This is a genomic window from Chryseobacterium cucumeris (genome assembly GCF_016775705.1).
Taxonomy (GTDB): Bacteria; Bacteroidota; Bacteroidia; order Flavobacteriales; family Weeksellaceae; genus Chryseobacterium; species Chryseobacterium cupriresistens.
Window position 1 is genome coordinate 900,183 of sequence record NZ_CP068760.1, and the last position, 19,479, is coordinate 919,661.

The 19,479-nt window shown below is 38.3% G+C and carries 17 protein-coding genes; 10 read left to right on the forward strand and 7 right to left on the reverse strand.

What is annotated here, in order from left to right; all coding sequences use genetic code 11:
* Positions 1 to 94: 94 nt before the first annotated feature.
* From JNG87_RS03980 to JNG87_RS03990, 3 genes are read left to right on the forward strand one after another with little or no spacing between them, the layout of a single operon-like run.
* Entirely contained in the window at positions 95 to 1,225 is a 1,131-nt protein-coding gene (locus JNG87_RS03980; RefSeq protein ID WP_202841822.1) for a serine hydrolase domain-containing protein, read from the forward strand.
* 8 nt (positions 1,226 to 1,233) lie between these two features.
* Positions 1,234 to 1,845: a YdeI/OmpD-associated family protein gene (locus JNG87_RS03985; RefSeq protein WP_202841824.1), complete on the forward strand. Its 612-nt coding sequence runs from the start codon at positions 1,234 to 1,236 to the stop codon at positions 1,843 to 1,845.
* 12 nt (positions 1,846 to 1,857) lie between these two features.
* A complete protein-coding gene (locus JNG87_RS03990) occupies positions 1,858 to 3,417 on the forward strand; it encodes a helix-turn-helix domain-containing protein (RefSeq protein WP_202841826.1) in 1,560 nt (519 codons plus the stop codon).
* Here the strand turns inward: JNG87_RS03990 and JNG87_RS03995 are convergent, their stop codons facing one another.
* The 6 genes from JNG87_RS03995 to dinB form a co-directional block, all read right to left on the reverse strand.
* A complete protein-coding gene (locus JNG87_RS03995; protein ID WP_202841828.1) occupies positions 3,418 to 4,332 on the reverse strand; it encodes a hypothetical protein in 915 nt (304 codons plus the stop codon).
* An 8-nt stretch (positions 4,333 to 4,340) separates the two neighbouring features.
* Positions 4,341 to 5,153, reverse strand: coding sequence for a hypothetical protein (locus JNG87_RS04000; RefSeq protein ID WP_202841830.1), 813 nt, complete (start codon positions 5,151 to 5,153; stop codon positions 4,341 to 4,343).
* 10 nt (positions 5,154 to 5,163) lie between these two features.
* Complete coding sequence (locus tag JNG87_RS04005; protein WP_202841832.1) at positions 5,164 to 6,024, reverse strand: hypothetical protein; 861 nt, start codon at positions 6,022 to 6,024, stop codon at positions 5,164 to 5,166.
* 224 nt (positions 6,025 to 6,248) lie between these two features.
* Positions 6,249 to 6,524, reverse strand: coding sequence for a hypothetical protein (locus JNG87_RS04010; RefSeq protein ID WP_202841834.1), 276 nt, complete (start codon positions 6,522 to 6,524; stop codon positions 6,249 to 6,251).
* Between the two features lie 86 nt (positions 6,525 to 6,610).
* Positions 6,611 to 9,667, reverse strand: a complete 3,057-nt coding sequence (locus tag JNG87_RS04015; protein WP_202841836.1) for a DNA polymerase III subunit alpha — start codon at positions 9,665 to 9,667, stop codon at positions 6,611 to 6,613.
* Between the two features lie 16 nt (positions 9,668 to 9,683).
* Positions 9,684 to 10,832, reverse strand: coding sequence for a DNA polymerase IV (gene dinB, locus JNG87_RS04020; protein ID WP_202841844.1), 1,149 nt, complete (start codon positions 10,830 to 10,832; stop codon positions 9,684 to 9,686).
* A gap of 91 nt (positions 10,833 to 10,923) precedes the next feature.
* Here dinB and JNG87_RS04025 point away from each other — a divergent pair, with 91 nt between their 5' ends.
* Positions 10,924 to 11,685, forward strand: coding sequence for a LexA family transcriptional regulator (locus JNG87_RS04025; protein WP_317193491.1), 762 nt, complete (start codon positions 10,924 to 10,926; stop codon positions 11,683 to 11,685).
* Between the two features lie 11 nt (positions 11,686 to 11,696).
* On the opposite strand, the gene JNG87_RS04030 is transcribed toward JNG87_RS04025, so the two are convergent.
* On the reverse strand, positions 11,697 to 13,280 hold the full coding sequence (locus JNG87_RS04030) for a Na+/H+ antiporter (protein ID WP_202841848.1): 1,584 nt from the start codon (positions 13,278 to 13,280) through the stop codon (positions 11,697 to 11,699).
* A gap of 225 nt (positions 13,281 to 13,505) precedes the next feature.
* On the opposite strand from JNG87_RS04030, the gene JNG87_RS04035 reads away from it, so the two are divergent.
* From JNG87_RS04035 to JNG87_RS04060, 6 genes are all read left to right on the forward strand, one after another.
* Positions 13,506 to 14,006, forward strand: coding sequence for a M15 family metallopeptidase (locus tag JNG87_RS04035; protein WP_202841850.1), 501 nt, complete (start codon positions 13,506 to 13,508; stop codon positions 14,004 to 14,006).
* 191 nt (positions 14,007 to 14,197) lie between these two features.
* Positions 14,198 to 15,235 (forward strand): patatin-like phospholipase family protein, encoded by a 1,038-nt coding sequence (locus JNG87_RS04040; RefSeq protein WP_137904442.1) that lies wholly within the window; start codon positions 14,198 to 14,200, stop codon positions 15,233 to 15,235.
* Between the two features lie 235 nt (positions 15,236 to 15,470).
* Entirely contained in the window at positions 15,471 to 15,641 is a 171-nt protein-coding gene (locus JNG87_RS04045; RefSeq protein WP_167497887.1) for a hypothetical protein, read from the forward strand.
* 228 nt (positions 15,642 to 15,869) lie between these two features.
* Entirely contained in the window at positions 15,870 to 16,511 is a 642-nt protein-coding gene (locus JNG87_RS04050; protein WP_202841852.1) for a leucine-rich repeat domain-containing protein, read from the forward strand.
* Positions 16,512 to 16,519: 8 nt separating this feature from the next.
* Positions 16,520 to 17,278 carry a leucine-rich repeat domain-containing protein gene (locus JNG87_RS04055; protein WP_202841854.1) on the forward strand — a complete coding sequence of 253 codons (759 nt, stop codon included), beginning with the start codon at positions 16,520 to 16,522 and terminating at the stop codon, positions 17,276 to 17,278.
* Between the two features lie 13 nt (positions 17,279 to 17,291).
* The gene (locus tag JNG87_RS04060; RefSeq protein ID WP_202841856.1) at positions 17,292 to 19,475 is read left to right on the forward strand and encodes a hypothetical protein; all 2,184 of its coding nucleotides are present in this window, start codon (positions 17,292 to 17,294) and stop codon (positions 19,473 to 19,475) included.
* The last annotated feature ends 4 nt before the right edge of the window (positions 19,476 to 19,479 follow it).

Genomic DNA, 19,479 nt, shown 5'->3' on the forward strand with positions numbered 1-19,479 from the left:
TTCATCAATAAGAACAAAAATAACTTATTTGCTGATTCATTTTAAATTTTATAACCAAATTATTTTAAATTTGTTAAAGACCCATTCATAAACAATGAGAATACTAAAATATATGATAGGTGGGGCTGTAGCCGGTGCGGCAGCAGCTTATTTTCTGGGATATGATTATTTATTCAATGGCATTTCCAAAACCTATCTGAAAGGAAAATCAAGCGCCCATATTGATGATGGAAATCTTTTCCCGAGCAATCCTGTTGCAACAGAAGAACCCAAACTCTGGGAGGAAGATTCGGACTACAATAAAACAGAATTACCTAAACATTTAGTTGAAAACTTAAAACACTCCCGAACAGCTGCTTTGGTAGTGATAAGGAATGGAAAAATTCTTCATGAACAGTACTGGGATGGCTACAACCAGCTATCACAAACCAATTCTTTTTCTATGGCAAAAGCAGTGACGGTGATGCTTCTTGGAAAGGCATTGGAAGAAGGAATTATTCCAACTCTAGATGAAAAGTTCTCAGATTTTTATCCCGAATTTAAAAACAAACCCTTTGCAAATAAGGTTACCCTTAAGAATTTGGCCGAGATGGAAGCCGGACTGGACTGGAATGAAGATTACAACAATCCTTTTCTGCCCAATGCTAAAGCCTATTATGGAAAAAGCCTTGTAAAAGCTGTATTTTCCCGGAGATTTAAAGAAGAACCCGGTGTCAGATTTGAGTATCAAAGCGGCTCGACACAGCTTCTTGGTTTTGCACTCCGAAAAGCATTGAATCAATCACTAGCCGCCTATTTATCCGAAAAATTCTGGATTCCTCTGGGAATGGAACAGAATGCCAAATGGAGTACAGATGATCACGGTATGGAAAAAACCTATTGCTGCATTCATTCCAATGCAAGAGATTTTGCCAAACTTGGACAGCTTTTTCTGGATGATGGGAAAGCCGGAGATCATCAGATTCTCAATGCAGACTTCATTGAAGAGATGAGAACTCCTACAGCAAAGTCTGAAAACATTTATGGAATGGGACTTTGGATCAATCATGACAATCCTGTCAAACATTATTATTTCCTCGGATTACAGGGACAGTATATTATCATGGTTCCGGAGCATAATATGGTTATTGTAAAAACCGGAAGCTACTCCAACAATCCTAAGAATGACAGAGGAAGACCTGATCAGGTAAAATTCCTTGTGAATGAAATTGTAGAACTATTCTGATAAACAGTATGGAAAAACATAGCGTAAAAGTTGATGAATACATTGAAAAATCTCCCGATTTTGCAAAACCTATCTTAAATTATCTTCGTGAAATCATTCATGAAGCCTGCCCCGATGCGGAAGAAGCCATCAAATGGAAGTTTCCCACTTTCATGTATAAAGGGAAGATTTTATGTTCCATCACCGCTTTCAAGCAATATTGCAGCCTGGGATTCTGGCTGCATCAGGAAATGAAAACTTTACAGGAAATAGAAACAAATACTGAAAAAAGTTCAATGTTCAGTTTGGGAAAAATAACCCGTCTTGAAGATCTTCCATCCCAACCTCAGCTTAAAAGAGCGATTAAAGAAGCCATGGAGCTTACAGATATGGGCGTAACGATGAAAAAAGCACCCCCATCCAGGATAGAAATGGAAATTCCTGATTATTTTCAATCTGCTCTGGATGCCCAGCCGAAAGCAAAAGAAATTTTTGAAAAAGCTTCACCATCTTTCAGAAAAGAGTATATTGCATGGCTTACAGAAGCCAAAACAGAAGCTACCAGAAATAAAAGATTGGAACAGTCTTTGGAATGGATAGCCGAAGGTAAAGGCCGCAACTGGAAGTACCAGAAAAAATAAAAAACACACACAATGAAGAAAAAAATTATTCTCTTTTTCTTCCTGATTATTTCAATTTTTACATTCGCTCAGGAATTTGATTTTGAGGGACAATATAAGTATGCCCGTACACTATCGTCCAAAAATCCGGACAGCTCAGAAATTGTTCTGAATAAGATTATAGATTCTGCACGGAAAAGAAATCTGCCGGAATTTTTAGCAAAAGCTTATTATTTAAAGTCTTTCAACAGCTATCTGAGATCTGATGCTGAGAAAAGTCTTGATTTTGCAGATAAGGCGCTTAAAATAGCAATACAAAGCGATTACAGCATCGGAAAGGCGCTCGCATACAGAATGCAGGGAACTCAGTACGCAAAGCTCGGCCTGCTTAAAGAGTCTTCTGCCAGCCTCCGAAATGCACTCACTGAAGTAAAAAATAATAATACCGAGGAAGGACATGAGCTGAAAGGAATGATCTATAATTCTTTTTTGATCCTTCTTAACAAGGAACAGTATAAAGAGAAAGCGTATTATTCCAAAAGTGCCATCCAGGAATTTCAGAAGCTTAAAAATGTCAGCAGAAGAAATGAACTGTTGATTTCCGCTTATACCAATATGGGATATAATTTATCTGAGGTAAAAAAATTCAGGGAGGCTAAACCTTATTTTGTAAAAGCCCTTTCGCTGGTAGGGGAAAACAATTATTATCTTCGGGCAAACATCCTGAATGATATTGGATTTTCTTTTTCAAAACAGAATAAACCGGACAGTGCGGTGCTTTATTATCAGAAATCGCTGGCCATTGTAGATCGGTATGGATTCAATGAAAAAAAGATTGAGGTTACTAAAAATCTTGAAGAAGCCTACGCCCAGCTTCACGACGATACCAATACCGAAAAATATAAAATTGAAAATCTTACATTAAAAGACAGCATTGCTTATAACAAGGCCATGGCCGTCAACAAAACACTTTCTAAAAAAGAAGAGAGTTTTCATCAGCAGCTCAATGAAAGCCATTCTGTCTCAAAAGGGCTTATTATTGCGTGCCTTGCATTGTTAATTGTTTTAGGAGCTGTGATTTTCAATACCCTCCGTCTCCGTAAAAAACATAAAGAAGTTGTTGCCAGAATTTACAGAGAAGGCATTTCTCCTGTTATTTATGAGGAAGATCCACAGGAAATTTCTGAGGATATTCAGGCAAAAAATACCTCTACTCCAACAGAAATAAAAATTTCGCCGGAAGTAGAGGAAAACATATTACAGGGATTAAAAATATTTGAAGAAAACCTTGAGTTTAACAACAAAAACATTTCGCGTTACAATCTTGCCAACACATTGAATATCAATACAAAATACCTTTCAACGGTTATTAAGAAACATAAGAAATTCAATTTCAACCAATACATTAATCATCTGAGGATCAATTACATTGTTAACCAGTTGAAAAATGAACCTCAATACAGAAAGTATAAGATCAATCACCTTGCAGAAATTACGGGATATTCCTCCCACAGTGCTTTTTCTCTTGAGTTCAAAAAGATTACAGGACTTCACCCGTCTGCTTTTATCAAAACCCTTGATGAAATCTCCTGATTACTGTTCTGCTATGGTAAGATTATTATAGCCGCCCGTATTGTTGAGCGAAAAATTAGCGAGGTTTGAATTATTTAAATTAAACCAGATGTAAGGCATCAGCCTCTGCCCTGCTGTCATGTAGAATGAAGCGGTACAGTTACTTCCTGCATCAATATTTCCTACGCTGTTTGAGGACATGGTATTGGCACATTTCACGGTGTTGATAATATTGGTGACAGCCAGTCCGGCCGTATTATCATAAAGCTGCCAGATGGCTTCTATCTGAATAGGATTTAAAGGATCTGTTGTATAATTAATGGCCAGCGGAGCCAGATCTGTAGTGAAAGTGGCTACATAAATTCCATTTCTGGGAGCTGTAAAAATACCTGTCGCAGCATTAAAGCTCGTCCCGGAATTGCTTTCAAAAGTTTTACTCCAGTCTACAAGATAATTGCTCGCTCTGTTCTGTAAACCCGCAGTTATAGTGGGAGCAGCAGGAGTTGCCAGCTTTACATTATTTGTCGTTTTGGCTGCAATAACGATTACTTTGTTACTGGCAGGCTGTGCTGTGAGCAAAGGAAGCCATTCATTTCCATTGGAATATTCCACACCGTTGTTATACCGTATGGCACCCTCATCTGCGGCTGCGGCTGTAAGGGCAGATGTTCCAAAACCAATGGCTCCGTTTCCGGAATTTCTGGCATCCACTTTTACTGCCGGGTTCAAAGTTCCTGCTCCTATTTTCCCTGCACTGTTCACAAGGATATCATTACTCTGCTGGGCTGGAGTAAATACAGACCCTGAAGCAGGATTATCTTTTTGTCCGTCAATATGCAAAATGCCCTGCGGATTTGGGGTATTGATTCCAATTTGTGAAAATGCACACTGGAAGCTTAACGTCATTAAAATCAGTAAACAATTTTTTTTCATCATGTATGTTTTTATAATCCGAAAATACTTAAAGAGGTAAGCGTAGAATCGGTATCCAGGGTTTTTGAACTTCCCAGTTTCTGATTCAGGCTTACGGTAATATTATCACCCTGGTTCAGGTTGAAAATACCTGAGCAGTTTCCTGCAACGCGGTTTCCAATTGTATTGTTTCCGGGATAACTTCCTACACATTTGAAAACTTTACCGGTTGCGGAAGAGGTGGAATTGGTCTGGATCAAGGTTTCATATCTTGAATCGTCTGCAATACTTCCGGAAGCCAGTGAAAAGGTAAAGGATACAATATATACCCCAGCTTTTGAAGCTGTAAAAGTTCCTGTACCGGCATTAAAGCTGCTGTTCACATCTGTTTTTTTAGTCCAGCCCGTAACAGCAGTCTGTACTCCATTGCTGAAACTTTGTATGGAAGCATTTTCGGCATCCACAAAATCATTGGGAGCCTTATGAGCCAGTGCTACCCAAGCTGTTCCGTTGGAATAGCTCAGATCCTGAGTTCCGGAATTATACCTCATCGCTCCTGCCTTTGCTGCAGACGCAGATTGTGAAGTTCCTCCGATTCCTATGGCATTAAGGCGTTCCCCTGATCTCAGATCCAGTCTTGTTTTGGGAGTTTTTTTTCCTACTCCTACATTTCCGGAAGAAGTAATGACTACATCATCATAATAACTGGAAAGTATTGAGGTATTTGTATTTTTCTGTCCGTCAATATGTACTGCTCCTTCCGGGGAAGACATATTGATTCCTATCTGGGCCTTCATCGCTATGCTGCTGCAAATGATCAGGGCCAGTCCTAATTTTTTTATCATATCCAATGTGTTATTGTTCCAGAATAGAAAGATTTACAAAGCCATATTCATTGCTTGCAGAAGAAATATCGGTCCTCAGACTCAGGTTGCCATTATAAACAGACTGATAGATATACGGCTGAAGCGTGTCTCCCTTATTGAGCTGAACTCCTGCAACGCAGGATCCTGCCACCTGTGCCTGTTTTGAGATATTGGAGTAAGATTTCACGCATTTTTTTACGGTACTGCTTCCGTTTACAACATATCTTGCTTCTGAAAAATAGCCTGAAACAATAGGAATCCTTACAAAGTCATACGTAAAAGAAACAAGATATATTCCTGTTCTTGGCGCTGTAAAAACACCTGTTCCGGGAGTAAAGTTTCCTGTCGGATCGGAAACTTCTGTCCAGCCTGTAATACCTGTAGCAGCCTGATAGGGAATTTTAACGGCAAAGTTCGCAGCCTGAAGGTTGGCTACCACTACTGCCTTTGTTGGGGAAGAAATAAGATCCTGCCATACAATACCATCCGAATACTGCATCTTTCCACCATTCAGCGGATTATACCGTACAGCACCTCCGCCTGCAGCTGATGCTGTCTGACTGGTTTCTCCTATTCCGATTGCATTATCGGTATTGGTGGCTGAGCGCGTATCGATTCTGGTGGCTGGTGTTAAAGTTCCGATTCCTATTTCTCCGGAAGAAGTGATGACGACATCATTGGAAATTTGGGTAGAGGACGGAGCTCCGGATGAGGGATTATCTTTTGCCCCATCCACATGGAAAATAGTTTGAGGGCTTGAAGTATTAATACCTACTTGAGCTTTTGAATAGCTTATGGTAAAGCATAAGGGAACCAGAATTCCCTTCATCAAAATACTTAGATTTTTCATTTAATTTGTGGTTTTAAAACGAGTACATTTCTTGGTCAAAGATAAATGTAAAAGCACATCCCACACAATAGCCCCGCTTAAGACACAAATACTTAAAATATTGATAATAAGCAAAATAGAACATTATTTTACATTATCAAAATACGGAATTTTATTATTTTACCATAAAACTGAACCTTATTTCGTAAGAAATTTTAAGGATTTATGTTTTTTGATGAAAAAGATTATTTCAGAAAAGATTGGATGTCATTAATAAGTTCATCATATGATCTCCTATACTCCGATCTCAATATTGTTCCTGTTTCAGATTCCTCAATAATGACATCATAGCCATTGGTTTTAGAATAGTCGTATGCTGAAATATAAATAAGAACATTTCCCTTCTTCAGTCCTAAAACTGTAGTATCTGCGTCCCAGTAATCTACAAATTCATATCCGGAAAAGTCTTCCAGTTCAAGTTTATGTACTAAATTATTGATTTCAGGTATTTTATTTTCCATTTAATAAGAAATAATAAGGGGGGAAATAAACAGAGTTTTTGAATTAAAATAATGTCAATGAAAATTTAAAGTTAATATAAGAGATACTATTTAACTATTCTATGTCTTGGCAGCCCAATCTCATGTGCCTGTGGATAAGGTTTTCGAAAAGTCATACTCACATCTTCCTTAATCTGTCTGTGGATATCATATTGTTTTTCTTTATCATAAGCATATCTTGGGTCTGGGATCATTGGCATTTTGGCCATCTTATGAATCGTTACAGTTGGAAAATGAAAATCTACTTCTACTGTTCCCAGTAATAAATAGCAGCCGCCACCCTGAAAGTCATAATTTTTCAGGCTATCCGGAAAATGGGCTGTATCAAAGTAATCTCCATTTGCATCAATCCAGGTTCCGAAATACATCGTCCCTTTTTTGGTTGGAACATGTTTTCTTGAAATAAGATAGGCGAGCATCTTTACCTGTTTTTTATGATATTGCAGCAGATCTTTAACAAAAACAGAACCTCTGTATTGGGTCTGCAGTAAATCAAAAGGGCTGCATGAAACCGGAAAACCAATCAGTTCGATTTCATCGAAAGCATCTTCAAACTGTTCTCTTTTTAATTGCGGAAGTTTAAATTCCTGCACAGGTTCTTCAATCAGCATAAGTACTCTCTGTTCCGGTTTAAAATTGACTAATAGTAATCGGGCTTCCACCAACAGTTCATTTTTAGGTTTACCTGTGAATCTGAACGCGCCAATAAAAATAAGAATCTGTATTGTTTCAATACCAATGGGAATTCGTCTGATAAAATCTTCCAGCGATTTGTATACTCCGTTTTTTTCGCGTTCTTCAACAATACCATGTGCGACTCTTGTTTCGAGCCCTTCCAAAAGCATCAGCCCCAGGTAAATATCTGTTCCTTTAAGCGTTGTCTTATATTCACTGGTATTCACACAAGGAACCTGAACATTTCCACCTGACATTTTTGCTTCATGGATATAGACTTCGGTGCGGTAAAATCCACCTTGATTGTTAATCACAGAAACCATAAACTCCAACGGATAATATACTTTCAGATAAAGACTTTGGTAACTTTCCACGGCATAAGAAGCGGAGTGAGCTTTGCAGAAAGAATATCCGGCAAAAGACTCAATCTGTCTGTAAGCTTCAGCTGTCATTAGCTCCGAATGACCTTTCGTTTTACATGATGCAAAGAAATTCGCTTTTACCTCCTGAAGCTTTTTGATTGATCTTCCTTTTCCGCTCATTGCCCTACGTAAAATATCACCGTCTGCAAGAGACAGCCCTCCAAAATACTGGGCAATCTTCAGCACATCTTCCTGATAGACCATAATGCCATAAGTTTCCTTTAAGTGCTCTTCAAATATGGGATGAAAATATTCAAACTGCTCAGGATGATTATGTCTGAATATATACTCCCGCATCATACCGCTTTGTGCTACTCCAGGTCTGATAATAGAGGACGCGGCAACCAATATTCTGTAATTATCACATTTTAATCTTCTTAAGAGTCCTCTCATGGCCGGAGATTCAATATAGAAGCATCCGATAGTTCTTCCTATTGCCAAATATTCGTTAGCTTTCTGTTCATCTTTGGAAATCGTTGTATCCCAGATATTAATATCAATTCCTCTTGTTTTTTTTACAAGGTCTACGGTGTCTTTAATAGTACCCAGCCCACGTTGTGAGAGAATATCCAGTTTTTCCATTTTTATATCTTCTGCCACGTTCATATCAAACTGGGCAATCGGAAAACCTTTGGGGGGCATTTCTAATGCTGTGTAATGGGTAATGGGCTCTTCCGAAATAAAGATTCCACAGGCGTGCATACTTCTTTGATTAGGAAACTTTTCCAATAACTTACCATATTTCTGCACCTGTTCTACTACTGAATTCCGGTCATGAACTTCCATTGATTTACCTGCCAGATCATCCAACTCTTCCTTGGGCAGACCAAATACCTTTCCAACTTCCCTGAAAATTGATTTGTATTTGAATTCAACATTAGTTCCGCAAAAGGCGACATGGTCTTTTCTATACCTGTTGAAGATATACTCCAATATAGCATCTCTGTTCTGCCAGCTCCAGTCGATATCAAAATCGGGTGGTACCTGGCGGTTAAGATTAAGGAATCTTTCAAAATAAAGGTCAAGCTCCAGAGGGCAAATGTCTGTAATTCCCAGGCAGTAGCTTACAATGGAATTCGCTCCGCTTCCCCTGCCAACATGCATAAACCCCATGCTATTGCTGTAACGGATAATATCCCAGGTGATCAGAAAATGGGCGCAGAAATTCAGTTCATCAATAACTTTCAGCTCTTTTTCAACTCTTTCTTTTGCCGTCTCATGATCTTTTCCGTAACGTTTTTTCAATCCTAAATAGGCTAATCTTCTGAGAAGTTTTACATCAGACTCTTTGGATTTTTTATAGTGTTGCTTATTCTTTACTTTTCCAAAATCAAATTCAAAGTTACATTGTTCGAGGAGGCTTCTCGTATTTTCAATAATCCGGGGATATCTTTCAAATGCCTTTATCATCACCTGTTCGGAAATAAAATACTCAGATCTGCGGCACACTTCTCTTTTGGTCAGCTTAGACAGTAGTGTATTGTTGTCAATAGCCCGCAGAATTTTATGCAATTCGTATTCTTCATCGGAACTAAAGGTTACAGGATGAAAAACAACCATTTTAGCGATGTGTTTTTCATATTCGGGACGTATCAGAAAATTTAATTCTTCTATTCTTACTCCTATAAATTCATTGTCTTTCAATTCCCGAGGAATATTACTCATGGGATAAACAATAAATACATCTTTGAATTCAGGAGCAGCTTCAGTCAGTTCTTTACCATTACAATTATGATCTGTAATCATTTTGTTGATCTCACCAATTCCTGAGAATTTTCTGGCTATGCCTACATAAAGAAGTTTCCCCCCGTTTCTGACTTCAACACCGGGAATAGGTTTTATTCCCAGCTCTTCACAGGTTTTTTTAAAATCATAAATTCCTGTCACGGTATTGATATCAGTAAGCACCAGCTCTTCAATCCCTAAAGCTTTGGCTTGTGTTACTAATTCCTGTATGGATAATGTTCCATAACGAAGGCTGTGGAAAGAATGACAATTAATAAACATGTTAAAAGATTTAAAATTATTTCCCGAAGTCAAAACCGGAGGCACGCCCTACCGCATCAGACCCGAAGCGGTTTTTGATATCATCCATTGTCTGATATAAACTCATTTGTTCCTCGGTGTCTTCAAATAGATTCATCTGATGGTTTCCGTGTACTAATCCTGTAAATCTCAGCCCTACCAAACGAAGCCTCATTCTTCTAGTATATGCTTTATTGAACAATTCTAAAGCAACTCTTGACAAGGTGTGATCTGCAGAAGTATAAGATACTTTACATTGCCTGGTCTCGGTATCGAAATTGGCATATCTTATTTTTACCACCACTGTAGATGTCAGCCATTTTTCCTGTCTCAACTGATAGGCCAGCTGCTCTGCCATTCCCGATATCAGCCGTTTTAACTCGATAATATCCATGGTATCATTGGTAAAAGTTCTTTCGGTTGAGATAGACTTTCTTTCGGAATAAGGAACAACAGGATTTTCATCAATTCCATTGGCCTTTTTCCAGAGTTCCTTTCCGTTAACGCCGATCATTTGCTGCAGAACCAGTACCGGCATTTCAGATAAGGTATGAATCGTCCGGATTCCGATTCTTGATAATAACTGAAAGGTCTTGTCACCCACCATTGGAATTTTTTTGATGGATAAAGGGTTTAAAAATGGCTTCACTTCCATTTCTCTGATTTCCAGCCTTCCAACAGGCTTTGCTTCTCCGGTACCAATTTTTGAAACGGTCTTATTGGTTGACAGCGCAAAACTGATCGGAAGTCCTGTTTCTTTGGTAATTGCCTCTGCAATTTCTTTGGTCCATTGATAGCAGCCAAAAAACTTATCCATTCCTGATAAATCCAGATAAAATTCATCAATACTTGCTTTCTCCATCAGTGGAACTTTCTCCTGAATAATTTCGGTTACAGTATGTGATAAATTGGAATACATTTCATGATCGCCTTTAATAACTTTTGCATCAGGGCAAAGCCTCAGTGCCATACGAATTGGCATGGCTGAACGAACCCCAAACTTTCTTGCTTCATAGGAACATGAGGCTACCACTCCACGATCTCCACCTCCTATGATGAGAGGAATACCCTGAAGCTGCGAGTTATTACGCCTCTCACAGGATACGAAAAATGTATCAAGGTCCATATGTACAATTGCACGATTCACGTTACAAAATTAGAGACTATTTGTCCCAAAATCATTATATTTGCTGGTACAATTTGTCCCAATGTCAACTTTTGCAGATAACATAAGGTTTTTGAGAGTTAAGCGAGGATTATCCCAACATGCTTTTGCCAATGATATTCTTATCATCAGCAGAGATCGCTACTCCAAATATGAAAGTGGCCGTTCGGAAGCTCCTTACGAAGTTTTAATAAAGATTTCGAAGTACTTCAATATAAGCATTGATTTACTTCTGACAGTTGATATCCGAAAGTACCCGTTGGAAGATATTCTGAAGCTTCCTGACAATCGAATTGTCTTACCCGTTGTTGTAGATCAATTGGGAAACAACAGTATCGAAATCGTTCCGCAGAAAGCATCCATGGGATATTTATCCGGTTATAGTGATCCGGAATATATTGAAAGTCTGCAAAGGATTTCACTTCCTTTTTTAACCAACGGAAAATATAGAGCTTTTCCGGCTCAGGGAGACTCAATGCCTCCTTTTAAAGATGGTTCCTATATTATCGGAAAATATGTTGAAAATATTGATGACTTGAAACCGAATAAAAGTTATGTTTTTGTGACTTTGAATGATGGTATTTCTTACAAGAGATTGAAGACTAAAAAGAAAAAATCAATCACAGTGGTTTCTGACAATTCATTTTATAAGCCTTATGATATCCCTTTGGGAGAAATTATAGAGATATGGCAGTATGCATCAGGTATATTTCCTGAAGATTTTGATTCAACCAGTTTTGAAAATTATAATTTTAAAGATATATTTTCAGAACTAAAAAATAATATTACCGAATTAGAAAACAAAGTTCTTACTATAAAAAATCAAACCATGTAACTAATTATAGATTAAATCATCCTCAGCCGTTCTTCCTCGAGGTCGAGCTGGTACAGCTGGTGGCGGATAATTTCTTCATTGACGGAAATATCTTTATTCAGTTCTGAAAGAAACTGTCTCTGGCTTTCCAGCATTTCAAAAAAGATATCTTTGGTCTTTTCATTCATCCATTCGGTATTATTGGTCTGTATTTTTTCTTCCCATTGTTTCAGCATTCTTTCCAATCCTGCATGGCTGTTCAGTTCAGTTTCATGCTTGGCTTTAAGAAAATGGTAGACATGCTGCTTTAGTTTATATTTTATTTCTTCCCGTATCTTTTTATCTTTTTCTTCATCTGTGAAATCATCAAATACATGTCCATATTTTATAAAGTAAGGCAAAGTAAGTCCCTGTACGAGTAAGGTAAGCAAGATTACCACGAAAGTAATGAACAGGATAAGGTTTCTGTTGGGAAAAGGAAGTCCGTTTTCAAGGGTAATCGGAATGGCCAGGGCAGCAGCCAGTGAGACAACACCTCTCATTCCTGTCCATCCAAGCATCAAAGGCATCAGGAGACGTCTTCTTGCAGAAGAAGCACGGGGAGCAACACTTGGCCGGAAAATCAATGTAGCCAGCATGGCGGCATAAGAACTTATGATTCTGGCGGCAATCAGAATACCGGTCACCAACACTCCATATTGGATAGCAATTTTAAAAGGAATTCCTTCTGACCGCAGCCCTCCGACAATTTCAGGAAGCTCGAGCCCTATTATTAAGAATACGATGCCATTCAGAATAAATACGAAGCTTTCCCATACGCTATACCCCATGATACGGCTGGTACTGTTTAGAAATATCATTCGTTTTCCAGACATATACAACCCACCACAAACTACAGCTAAAACTCCGGAACAGTGAAACTGCTCTGCGACCCAATACATCAGATACGGTTCAATAAGGGTCAGGGCAATATCAGAAGCAGCTTCTGTAGAAAGCCGTTTGTGAGCCTGTACAAAAATCCATGCAAGTACTAACCCGATTCCTGCGCCTCCGATTACCATCCATAAAAAATCCAGAGAAGCTTCCTGCCATACGAACTGTCCGGTTCCTACAGCAATCAGAGCAAAACGGAATATAATAAGAGAGGAAGCGTCATTCAACAGACTCTCTCCTTCCAGAATCGCAGATGTAGTGGATGGTATTTTTACAAATTTCATAATGGCTCCTGTACTCACAGCATCCGGTGGAGACACAATACCTCCCAGCAAAAACCCGAGAGCAAGTGTAAATCCGGGAATAAAATAATTCGCTATCACCGCTACTGCCAGCGCTGTAAAAAAGACCACTAAAAAAGCAAAGCTTCCGATAATACGCCACCATCTTTTCATTTCTTTAAAGGAAATTGACCATGCAGCCTCAAATAGTAAAGGAGGCAGAAATATAAAAAAGATAAGATCCGGATTGATCTTTACAACCGGAAGACCTGGAATAAAGCTCACAAGCAATCCGAATACAACGAGTAAAACAGGATAAGCAATTTTTAATTTTGTAGCCCACATATTGAGCAGCACAATGGCTGCCACCATGGCCAATAAAAAAGGTAGGATCGTATGCATGTACTATTGTGTTTTATCCATCATATTTACCACTTCTATTTGATTTTTAAAAATTTAAAAACAATTTTTTCTTATTTTTTCGTTATACAGATCAATTTAACCATTTCACAATCTTTTCTATAAATCTTTTTCACCTGAAGTTGAATATTTATAAAATTTTAAATATAACACGTCAAGTTTCGTCGCATCCGCGCTATACTTTTGTTCTACAAGAAAATAAGAAATATGGACAAAGTAACCTTAGAACGGATTCAGAAACTTCACCCGTTGGTAAGAGATGAAGTGAAGCAAATTATACAGGAATGTGATGAAGCACTTACCGGAAGAGCCAAAGTGCGGATCACTCAGGGATTAAGATCTTTTGAAGAGCAGGAAAAGCTTTATGCAATCGGAAGAATTACTTCAGGAAAAAAAGTAACCAATGCCAAGGCAGGGCAAAGCATTCACAACTATGGCCTCGCAGTAGATATCTGTCTTATGATTGACGGAAAAACAGCAAGCTGGGATACGGCAAAAGACTGGGATAATGACAACGTTGCAGACTGGTACGAATGTGTAAAAATCTTTGCCCGCCACGGCTGGGATTGGGGCGGAAACTGGAAAACATTTAAAGACCTTCCCCACTTTGAAAAAAAGACAATTCCCTCTAAAAAAGGACCTGTAAAAATCAGCTGGAGAACGCTTTTGAAGATGCCAAAAGACCAGCAGAATTACGTTATTTTTTAGTCTCATTTATTTGAAATTAAATATAATACGACACGTTCTGTCGCTTCCCCAGACTACCTTTGCTTTATAAGAAAACAACAAAAAAAGCAATGAAATCTAAGTATGGAATCTCCACAATTTTTAAAATATTAAACAGATTCTGTAGATGTAAGATTGCATGTGTCCTTTTAACAAACCATTAAAAATATCACATGAAAAAGACAACCATTCTTTCTTTGGACGGAGGTGGAATAAGGGGAATTGTAACCTGCATTATTCTGCGTTACATAGAAGAACAGCTCCAGTATTATGATAAGCCTTCCGCCAAGCTGGGAGATTATTTTGATCTGGTAGCTGGCAGCAGCACCGGAGGTCTGATTGCTTCTATTATTCTCTCTCCTGATGAAACCCGAAAAGCAAAATATTCTATTCAGAAAGGATTGGAATTATATGCTGAAAAGGGCGGCGACATCTTCCAGGTTTCCTTTTGGGAAAAACTGGTTAATCCATTCGGATTATTGAATGAAAAAATTTCCCAGGAAGCTCTGGAAAAAAATTTACATGATTTCTTTGGAAATTTAGAATTAAAAGAATTAATAAAACCCTGTTTGATAACAAGTTATGATATAGAAAACAGAAGAGCAAAGCTTTTCAACTCCTGGAAAGCCAACCTCAGCACAGACAATTTCTATGTAAGAGATATCTGCAGAGCGACTTCAGCAGCTCCTACGTATTTCAGTCCTGTTCAGATTAAATCAATGTATGGCCAGATTTTCAGTCTGATTGATGGCGGTATGTTTGCCAATAATCCCGCATTGTGTGCTTATGCAGAGGCCAGAAAGATTCCTTTTGCAGAAGTTTTAAAAAATCATCAGAAAGCTAACCGTCCCACGGTAAACGATATGATAATAGTTTCCATCGGAACAGGGATCGAAGCAAGGCCCTACTCTTTTAAAAGACTGGAAAAAGCAGGAAAAATTGGCTGGGTAAGCCCTATTGTTGACATTTTGATGTCTGCCAATGCGGAAACAGTAGATTACCAGCTGGAACAGATGTTTCAGACTTTGGGACTTAGAAATCAAAAAAATTATTATCGTCTGAATCCTTCACTGAAAAATGCTTCTCCCGCCATGGATAATGTAAGAAGATCCAATATTGAGAATCTGATACAGGCCGGACTGAGCTATATTGATGATAACCGAGAAACTTTGAACCAGATTGTTCAGAAACTCATCAAAAATAAAATATAAGCTTTTTGCCTTATAACTACCTTATATAAGTTATTAAGATTATATTTAAAAATTAAAAAATCTTTTTTAAACACGTCAAGTTTTGTCGTTTCGCTCCACTACCTTTGGAGTATCAAAAAAGACACAGAACAACAATCTAAAAAACTTTAAGAAGCCTTTGAATTCAACATTTCCCTATGCTGAACAGCCTGAAATATGTTCAAAAAAATATAACCAACACCTTATCACACAAAACATGGAAACACCAGATCACAATACAGATATACTCATCGATGAAGATCTCTATACGATAGAATGGAGTGATATCGAAAATGCTGAGATGGATTATGAAAACTATCTCAACGACATTGAAAACTTCTTCAGAGAAGATTTTGAAAAAGGAATACCTGAAGAAGATATTTTTTAAATAAAATTAAAAAAACACGACAAGTTCTGACGCTGTCCGACATTACCTTTAAATCTCTGTAATATACGCACAGCAATCTCATTAAACAACCTCGAACACCTTTGAATTCACCATTCACAAAATGCTGGACAGCCAGAACTATGTCTTAAAATATAGCAATCATAAGCCTGTTATACCAAAATACAGGACATATAATCAATTTATTAACCAACAAATCACACAAGTTTTATGAAAACAAAACAAGAACTCAAGCTCTATTTTGAAAATGGAGATATCCCAAAACAGGAAGATTTTTGGGAATGGCAGGACGCTTACTGGCATAAGGATGAGAAAATCGATATGGCAAAAATCGCAGGTCTGGAAAACGGATTACCACGTTTTAATGACTTTTATGCTGAGATCGATGAAAATGGAAATGCTTCCCTGGCTCATTTACAAGTCAAAAGAGTATTTATTAAAGCAGGAACACTATCCATTCCTGAAAGGTTTCTCTTTAATACAGGGATATCGGAAATATCAATTCCTGACAGCGTTACTACCATTGGAAAAGATGCCTTCGGCAATAACCTTATTAAGTCTGTACATCTTCCCGCTCAGGTTAAAACCATCTATGATTATGCATTTTCTAACAATCAAATCACAACATTATCCTTATCTGAAGGTCTCATAGAAATTAAAAATTCAGCTTTTAGCTATAACAAAATCAGCTCTTTGTCTATTCCCTCTACGGTTGCCATGATTGGTTCCAAAGCATTTAGCAATAATCCTGATTTATTGTATGTAAGGCTGGATAACTCAACCCAATATTACGCTGATGCTTTTGATGCCCAAACAACAGTTGTGGGTGGAAGTTTAATCATTGACATGTAAATAACATTATGAAAACAAAACAAGAATTAAAACTCTATTTCGAAAATGGAGATATCCCAAAACAGGAAGAATTCTGGGAATGGCAGGACGCTTACTGGCATAAGGATGAGAAAATTGACATGCGCAAGATTGCAGGTCTGGAGAATGGTACATTCAACATACTCTATGCTGAAATGGATGCTGATAAAAATGCTTCATTAGCCTTCTTTTCAAAAAGAAAAATTGTGATAAAAGAAGGAACACTCACTATTCCCAAAAATTTCGCCGCAGGTCTGCAGGTAACTGATGTAGAAATCCCCGACTCCGTAACAAGTATCCAGGAAAGCGCATTTAGTAACGGAGGCCTAACAACCCTTACAATTCCTCCAAAGGTAACCGAAATTCCCAATTGGGCTTTTTACAATAACAGATTGACGTCTTTATTTATTCCGGACAGCGTTATCAACATTGGAATACAGGCATTTACAGCCAATCAGCTGAAAGAAGTTCGCCTTCCTAAAGGAATAACAATGATCTCACAGGGAGCCTTCTCTGTCAATAAACTGACATCTGTTGAGATTCCCGATGGAGTAACAGAAATTCACTCGGATGCTTTTGTCAGCAATCAACTCACCTCAGTAACCATTCCGGCCAGTGTACTCAAAATTGAAAACAATGCTTTCAGAGTTAACCAGCTTACAAAAGTAACATTAGGCCCTGAAACGACCTATTTACCTTATTCTTTTGACAGCACAGTGGAAATCGTGGGAGGAAAACTCATCAATTAAAATTTTTAAGCAAATGAAAACAAAACAAGAATTAAAAAAATATTTCGAAAACGGAGATATCCCGGTACAGGAAGAATTTTGGGAGTGGCATGATTCATACTGGCACAAAGATGAAAAAATTCCTGCAGCTCAATTAGATTATGATCTGTCACAAAAAGCAGATGCAAATGCATCCAATATAAATCCGCAGAATGCTCAGCTTTGGAAAGAAAAAATTGAAACGCAGACAGCTATTCAGGTTCCGCAATTAAATGGAAATATCTTAACGGTATTTTATACGGGTGAGAATGGGGTTCAGCAAAGCAAATCCGTAGATTTAAGCAGTTTGGTAACCCGTGATATCAGCATTCAAAACGCAGTATATGACGCCTCTCAAAATATCATTACCATTACCCAGAATGACGGCTCTGCCTTTCACATCAACCTTTCTGAATTCAGTATTATTCCCACCACCAATGTAGATGGAAGTGTTACATTGTCACAGGAAGGACAGGAAAAAGTTATCCTGAAAAAAGTAGCTGTAACAGGCAGCTATAATGACCTTTCTGACAAACCCACTTTTAGCGGGAATGATAATTTACAAAATGTCATCGACAGAGGTAACGGAACAACCAAGCCTATTATTTTTCAGCCAAGCCAGGGCAGAGCAGGCGAAATCAATTTCAGTCCTACAACGTATTCCTTCTGGTTTGGAAATTTGAACACGGATCACACCGGAGCTTACGGACTGGGAATTGGTTATAATACATTATCAAAATTAACCACCGGAGCAAATAACGTAGCACTTGGTTCTTATGCTTTAAATGAAACCACAACAGGAAGATGGAATACCGCAACCGGTGTTTCAAGCGGAGCTAAACTTACCACGGGTAATTTCAATGCTTTTTTCGGAACACAGGCGGGAACTGAAACAACAACAGGAAACGGAAATACGTATATCGGAGATGAGGCAGGAAACAAAAATATTGCCGGAACCAATAACACCGCGCTGGGTCTTGGAGCTGCTTATTCCTTAACTAATGGAACCCAGAATACTTTTTTAGGTGCTTTTGCAGGGTATATTCATGGAAAAGCGACGACTTCAGGTGCATGGGGTTCCAATACTTTCATCGGATACAATGCAGCGTCTACTACTCATGCAATGGGTGTTTGGGGAGATAACAACGTCGTTATCGGCTGTAATGCCCCGTTAGGAGGTTCAATATTTAACAAGCTGGTGATTGAATCCAATCCGGTAGCAAGACGTCACGATCTTGTCACTCCATTAATTGGTGGAGATTTTGCCGCAAGAACATTGGATTTTGATGCTGTAATCAGTGCAAGAAGAACTCCACTGGCCGATAATACCTATACAAAAGTAGCGGTCCTGAATGCCGGTAATGTATTGGGATATAAAAACCTTTCCGACTTCCAGAACTGCATTCCTCTCACAGGAACAGAAGTGAACAATCCCGTTTCCGGTCATATTCAGTTTGAGAATGCCGAAGCACCGGAAATTGAATCTCTTCTTTATAAAATCAATACTCAGGACGGAATTAAAAACCAGGTAGGTTTCTTTCCAAGCGGAGTTTTGATCACATCAGGCAGTGTAGATAATTCTATACAATCGAATTTAGATGTCAGTAAAGATTACGGTGTATTGGCAAGAGCTTATGGTGCAAAACTTAGTTTAAGTAATGCCGGAGCTTCTTTAACGAGCTTTACCGATCATTCTGACGGAAAAGGAATCATGGTAAGCAATTATCCAGATGAACCTGTTATGGTAGAGCATCAGGTATCAAATGCCAGAGGATTAAGTTCTAAAACTTATTTTGGAGACAACGCACAGGAAAATGATTACATCCAGAAACAATATGCAGACAAACAGCATTCCTACAGCACCAAAGAAGAGCTGACAGGCGGAAAATGGATCAACGGTAAGCCGGTTTATAAAAAGACCTTGTATCTGAATCAGATTCCGAGAACAGGTGAAATCGATTTAATACCTGAATTCCCGGATCTTGAAACCATTATCTCCAACGAAATGTTTACAGAATGGGATGATCTTAAAGCGGCATTTGCAGGGAACCAATGGAGAACAAAAACCTATATCACAATCGAAAGAGAAAGAGCCATTATTGAGCTGTTGAATGTACCTGATTACAATTATTCTCTTATCAATTCATTTACCCTAACCCTTGAATACACAAAAAAATAAGCAA